The 5,476-nt window shown below is 44.7% G+C and carries 9 protein-coding genes; all 9 read left to right on the top strand.

Going from position 1 to position 5,476, the window contains the following annotated elements; genetic code table 11:
• Positions 1–1,256: replication endonuclease (locus tag JDO7802_RS18945; protein WP_055081723.1), on the top strand; the 1,256-nt coding region annotated here is incomplete at its 5' end.
• A complete protein-coding gene (locus tag JDO7802_RS18950) occupies positions 1,189–1,341 on the top strand; it encodes a hypothetical protein (RefSeq protein WP_435988044.1) in 153 nt (50 codons plus the stop codon). The genes JDO7802_RS18945 and JDO7802_RS18950, both read left to right, overlap by 68 nt.
• Complete coding sequence (locus JDO7802_RS18955; protein WP_016670801.1) at positions 1,274–1,513, top strand: phage DNA packaging protein C; 240 nt, start codon at positions 1,274–1,276, stop codon at positions 1,511–1,513. The genes JDO7802_RS18950 and JDO7802_RS18955 overlap by 68 nt, the downstream gene beginning before the upstream one ends.
• The gene (locus tag JDO7802_RS18960; RefSeq protein WP_000084700.1) at positions 1,510–1,968 is read left to right on the top strand and encodes a scaffolding protein D; all 459 of its coding nucleotides are present in this window, start codon (positions 1,510–1,512) and stop codon (positions 1,966–1,968) included. The genes JDO7802_RS18955 and JDO7802_RS18960 overlap by 4 nt, the downstream gene beginning before the upstream one ends.
• A complete protein-coding gene (locus JDO7802_RS18965; protein ID WP_000033471.1) occupies positions 1,968–2,084 on the top strand; it encodes a phage DNA packaging protein J in 117 nt (38 codons plus the stop codon). Before JDO7802_RS18960 ends, JDO7802_RS18965 begins: the two co-directional genes overlap by 1 nt.
• Positions 2,085–2,120: 36 nt before the next feature.
• Positions 2,121–3,404, top strand: coding sequence for a major capsid protein (locus JDO7802_RS18970; protein ID WP_000065572.1), 1,284 nt, complete (start codon positions 2,121–2,123; stop codon positions 3,402–3,404).
• A gap of 110 nt (positions 3,405–3,514) precedes the next feature.
• Positions 3,515–4,042: a hypothetical protein gene (locus JDO7802_RS18975; RefSeq protein ID WP_000487867.1), complete on the top strand. Its 528-nt coding sequence runs from the start codon at positions 3,515–3,517 to the stop codon at positions 4,040–4,042.
• A gap of 8 nt (positions 4,043–4,050) precedes the next feature.
• Positions 4,051–5,037 (top strand): Minor spike protein, encoded by a 987-nt coding sequence (locus JDO7802_RS18980; protein WP_000466547.1) that lies wholly within the window; start codon positions 4,051–4,053, stop codon positions 5,035–5,037.
• A gap of 36 nt (positions 5,038–5,073) precedes the next feature.
• The coding region (locus tag JDO7802_RS18985) for a hypothetical protein (RefSeq protein WP_497706856.1) at positions 5,074–5,476 on the top strand (403 nt) is incomplete at its 3' end.

A 5,476-nucleotide genomic window follows, 5' to 3' on the forward strand; every position in this document is an offset into this window, starting at 1 on the left:
ATGAATTGGCACAATGCTACAATGTGCTCCCCCAACTTGATATTAATAACACTATAGACCACCGCCCCGAAGGGGACGAAAAATGGTTTTTAGAGAACGAGAAGACGGTTACGCAGTTTTGCCGCAAGCTGGCTGCTGAACGCCCTCTTAAGGATATTCGCGATGAGTATAATTACCCCAAAAAGAAAGGTATTAAGGATGAGTGTTCAAGATTGCTGGAGGCCTCCACTATGAAATCGCGTAGAGGCTTTGCTATTCAGCGTTTGATGAATGCAATGCGACAGGCTCATGCTGATGGTTGGTTTATCGTTTTTGACACTCTCACGTTGGCTGACGACCGATTAGAGGCGTTTTATGATAATCCCAATGCTTTGCGTGACTATTTTCGTGATATTGGTCGTATGGTTCTTGCTGCCGAGGGTCGCAAGGCTAATGATTCACACGCCGACTGCTATCAGTATTTTTGTGTGCCTGAGTATGGTACAGCTAATGGCCGTCTTCATTTCCATGCGGTGCACTTTATGCGGACACTTCCTACAGGTAGCGTTGACCCTAATTTTGGTCGTCGGGTACGCAATCGCCGCCAGTTAAATAGCTTGCAAAATACGTGGCCTTATGGTTACAGTATGCCCATCGCAGTTCGCTACACGCAGGACGCTTTTTCACGTTCTGGTTGGTTGTGGCCTGTTGATGCTAAAGGTGAGCCGCTTAAAGCTACCAGTTATATGGCTGTTGGTTTCTATGTGGCTAAATACGTTAACAAAAAGTCAGATATGGACCTTGCTGCTAAAGGTCTAGGAGCTAAAGAATGGAACAACTCACTAAAAACCAAGCTGTCGCTACTTCCCAAGAAGCTGTTCAGAATCAGAATGAGCCGCAACTTCGGGATGAAAATGCTCACAATGACAAATCTGTCCACGGAGTGCTTAATCCAACTTACCAAGCTGGGTTACGACGCGACGCCGTTCAACCAGATATTGAAGCAGAACGCAAAAAGAGAGATGAGATTGAGGCTGGGAAAAGTTACTGTAGCCGACGTTTTGGCGGCGCAACCTGTGACGACAAATCTGCTCAAATTTATGCGCGCTTCGATAAAAATGATTGGCGTATCCAACCTGCAGAGTTTTATCGCTTCCATGACGCAGAAGTTAACACTTTCGGATATTTCTGATGAGTCGAAAAATTATCTTGATAAAGCAGGAATTACTACTGCTTGTTTACGAATTAAATCGAAGTGGACTGCTGGCGGAAAATGAGAAAATTCGACCTATCCTTGCGCAGCTCGAGAAGCTCTTACTTTGCGACCTTTCGCCATCAACTAACGATTCTGTCAAAAACTGACGCGTTGGATGAGGAGAAGTGGCTTAATATGCTTGGCACGTTCGTCAAGGACTGGTTTAGATATGAGTCACATTTTGTTCATGGTAGAGATTCTCTTGTTGACATTTTAAAAGAGCGTGGATTACTATCTGAGTCCGATGCTGTTCAACCACTAATAGGTAAGAAATCATGAGTCAAGTTACTGAACAATCCGTACGTTTCCAGACCGCTTTGGCCTCTATTAAGCTCATTCAGGCTTCTGCCGTTTTGGATTTAACCGAAGATGATTTCGATTTTCTGACGAGTAACAAAGTTTGGATTGCTACTGACCGCTCTCGTGCTCGTCGCTGCGTTGAGGCTTGCGTTTATGGTACGCTGGACTTTGTAGGATACCCTCGCTTTCCTGCTCCTGTTGAGTTTATTGCTGCCGTCATTGCTTATTATGTTCATCCCGTCAACATTCAAACGGCCTGTCTCATCATGGAAGGCGCTGAATTTACGGAAAACATTATTAATGGCGTCGAGCGTCCGGTTAAAGCCGCTGAATTGTTCGCGTTTACCTTGCGTGTACGCGCAGGAAACACTGACGTTCTTACTGACGCAGAAGAAAACGTGCGTCAAAAATTACGTGCAGAAGGAGTGATGTAATGTCTAAAGGTAAAAAACGTTCTGGCGCTCGCCCTGGTCGTCCGCAGCCGTTGCGAGGTACTAAAGGCAAGCGTAAAGGCGCTCGTCTTTGGTATGTAGGTGGTCAACAATTTTAATTGCAGGGGCTTCGGCCCCTTACTTGAGGATAAATTATGTCTAATATTCAAACTGGCGCCGAGCGTATGCCGCATGACCTTTCCCATCTTGGCTTCCTTGCTGGTCAGATTGGTCGTCTTATTACCATTTCAACTACTCCGGTTATCGCTGGCGACTCCTTCGAGATGGACGCCGTTGGCGCTCTCCGTCTTTCTCCATTGCGTCGTGGCCTTGCTATTGACTCTACTGTAGACATTTTTACTTTTTATGTCCCTCATCGTCACGTTTATGGTGAACAGTGGATTAAGTTCATGAAGGATGGTGTTAATGCCACTCCTCTCCCGACTGTTAACACTACTGGTTATATTGACCATGCCGCTTTTCTTGGCACGATTAACCCTGATACCAATAAAATCCCTAAGCATTTGTTTCAGGGTTATTTGAATATCTATAACAACTATTTTAAAGCGCCGTGGATGCCTGACCGTACCGAGGCTAACCCTAATGAGCTTAATCAAGATGATGCTCGTTATGGTTTCCGTTGCTGCCATCTCAAAAACATTTGGACTGCTCCGCTTCCTCCTGAGACTGAGCTTTCTCGCCAAATGACGACTTCTACCACATCTATTGACATTATGGGTCTGCAAGCTGCTTATGCTAATTTGCATACTGACCAAGAACGTGATTACTTCATGCAGCGTTACCATGATGTTATTTCTTCATTTGGAGGTAAAACCTCTTATGACGCTGACAACCGTCCTTTACTTGTCATGCGCTCTAATCTCTGGGCATCTGGCTATGATGTTGATGGAACTGACCAAACGTCGTTAGGCCAGTTTTCTGGTCGTGTTCAACAGACCTATAAACATTCTGTGCCGCGTTTCTTTGTTCCTGAGCATGGCACTATGTTTACTCTTGCGCTTGTTCGTTTTCCGCCTACTGCGACTAAAGAGATTCAGTACCTTAACGCTAAAGGTGCTTTGACTTATACCGATATTGCTGGCGACCCTGTTTTGTATGGCAACTTGCCGCCGCGTGAAATTTCTATGAAGGATGTTTTCCGTTCTGGTGATTCGTCTAAGAAGTTTAAGATTGCTGAGGGTCAGTGGTATCGTTATGCGCCTTCGTATGTTTCTCCTGCTTATCACCTTCTTGAAGGCTTCCCATTCATTCAGGAACCGCCTTCTGGTGATTTGCAAGAACGCGTACTTATTCGCCACCATGATTATGACCAGTGTTTCCAGTCCGTTCAGTTGTTGCAGTGGAATAGTCAGGTTAAATTTAATGTGACCGTTTATCGCAATCTGCCGACCACTCGCGATTCAATCATGACTTCGTGATAAAAGATTGAGTGTGAGGTTATAACGCCGAAGCGGTAAAAATTTTAATTTTTGCCGCTGAGGGGTTGACCAAGCGAAGCGCGGTAGGTTTTCTGCTTAGGAGTTTAATCATGTTTCAGACTTTTATTTCTCGCCATAATTCAAACTTTTTTTCTGATAAGCTGGTTCTCACTTCTGTTACTCCAGCTTCTTCGGCACCTGTTTTACAGACACCTAAAGCTACATCGTCAACGTTATATTTTGATAGTTTGACGGTTAATGCTGGTAATGGTGGTTTTCTTCATTGCATTCAGATGGATACATCTGTCAACGCCGCTAATCAGGTTGTTTCTGTTGGTGCTGATATTGCTTTTGATGCCGACCCTAAATTTTTTGCCTGTTTGGTTCGCTTTGAGTCTTCTTCGGTTCCGACTACCCTCCCGACTGCCTATGATGTTTATCCTTTGGATGGTCGCCATGATGGTGGTTATTATACCGTCAAGGACTGTGTGACTATTGACGTCCTTCCCCGTACGCCGGGCAATAATGTTTATGTTGGTTTCATGGTTTGGTCTAACTTTACCGCTACTAAATGCCGCGGATTGGTTTCGCTGAATCAGGTTATTAAAGAGATTATTTGTCTCCAGCCACTTAAGTGAGGTGATTTATGTTTGGTGCTATTGCTGGCGGTATTGCTTCTGCTCTTGCTGGTGGCGCCATGTCTAAATTGTTTGGAGGCGGTCAAAAAGCCGCCTCCGGTGGCATTCAAGGTGATGTGCTTGCTACCGATAACAATACTGTAGGCATGGGTGATGCTGGTATTAAATCTGCCATTCAAGGCTCTAATGTTCCTAACCCTGATGAGGCCGTCCCTAGTTTTGTTTCTGGTGCTATGGCTAAAGCTGGTAAAGGACTTCTTGAAGGTACGTTGCAGGCTGGCACTTCTGCCGTTTCTGATAAGTTGCTTGATTTGGTTGGACTTGGTGGCAAGTCTGCCGCTGATAAAGGAAAGGATACTCGTGATTATCTTGCTGCTGCATTTCCTGAGCTTAATGCTTGGGAGCGTGCTGGTGCTGATGCTTCCTCTGCTGGTATGGTTGACGCCGGATTTGAGAATCAAAAAGAGCTTACTAAAATGCAACTGGACAATCAGAAAGAGATTGCCGAGATGCAAAATGAGACTCAAAAAGAGATTGCTGGCATTCAGTCGGCGACTTCACGCCAGAATACGAAAGACCAGGTATATGCACAAAATGAGATGCTTGCTTATCAACAGAAGGAGTCTACTGCTCGCGTTGCGTCTATTATGGAAAACACCAATCTTTCCAAGCAACAGCAGGTTTCCGAGATTATGCGCCAAATGCTTACTCAAGCTCAAACGGCTGGTCAGTATTTTACCAATGACCAAATCAAAGAAATGACTCGCAAGGTTAGTGCTGAGGTTGACTTAGTTCATCAGCAAACGCAGAATCAGCGGTATGGCTCTTCTCATATTGGCGCTACTGCAAAGGATATTTCTAATGTCGTCACTGATGCTGCTTCTGGTGTGGTTGATATTTTTCATGGTATTGATAAAGCTGTTGCCGATACTTGGAACAATTTCTGGAAAGACGGTAAAGCTGATGGTATTGGCTCTAATTTGTCTAGGAAATAACCGTCAGGATTGACACCCTCCCAATTGTATGTTTTCATGCCTCCAAATCTTGGAGGCTTTTTTATGGTTCGTTCTTATTACCCTTCTGAATGTCACGCTGATTATTTTGACTTTGAGCGTATCGAGGCTCTTAAACCTGCTATTGAGGCTTGTGGCATTTCTACTCTTTCTCAATCCCCAATGCTTGGCTTCCATAAGCAGATGGATAACCGCATCAAGCTCTTGGAAGAGATTCTGTCTTTTCGTATGCAGGGCGTTGAGTTCGATAATGGTGATATGTATGTTGACGGCCATAAGGCTGCTTCTGACGTTCGTGATGAGTTTGTATCTGTTACTGAGAAGTTAATGGATGAATTGGCACAATGCTACAATGTGCTCCCCCAACTTGATATTAATAACACTATAGACCACCGCCCCGAAGGGGACGAAAAATGGTTTT

The sequence above is a fragment of the Jannaschia donghaensis genome (assembly GCF_001403795.1).
In the GTDB taxonomy this organism is placed as follows: Bacteria; Pseudomonadota; Alphaproteobacteria; order Rhodobacterales; family Rhodobacteraceae; genus Jannaschia; species Jannaschia donghaensis.

Excerpts from the sequence above, each read along its gene's own strand:
- JDO7802_RS18960 (WP_000084700.1), top strand. The coding sequence starts at position 1,510 with ATGAGTCAAGTTACTGAACAATCCGTACGTTTCCAGACCGCTTTGGCC.
- JDO7802_RS18965 (WP_000033471.1), top strand. The coding sequence starts at position 1,968 with ATGTCTAAAGGTAAAAAACGTTCTGGCGCTCGCCCTGGTCGTCCGCAG.
- JDO7802_RS18970 (WP_000065572.1), top strand. The coding sequence starts at position 2,121 with ATGTCTAATATTCAAACTGGCGCCGAGCGTATGCCGCATGACCTTTCC.
- JDO7802_RS18975 (WP_000487867.1), top strand. The coding sequence starts at position 3,515 with ATGTTTCAGACTTTTATTTCTCGCCATAATTCAAACTTTTTTTCTGAT.
- JDO7802_RS18980 (WP_000466547.1), top strand. The coding sequence starts at position 4,051 with ATGTTTGGTGCTATTGCTGGCGGTATTGCTTCTGCTCTTGCTGGTGGC.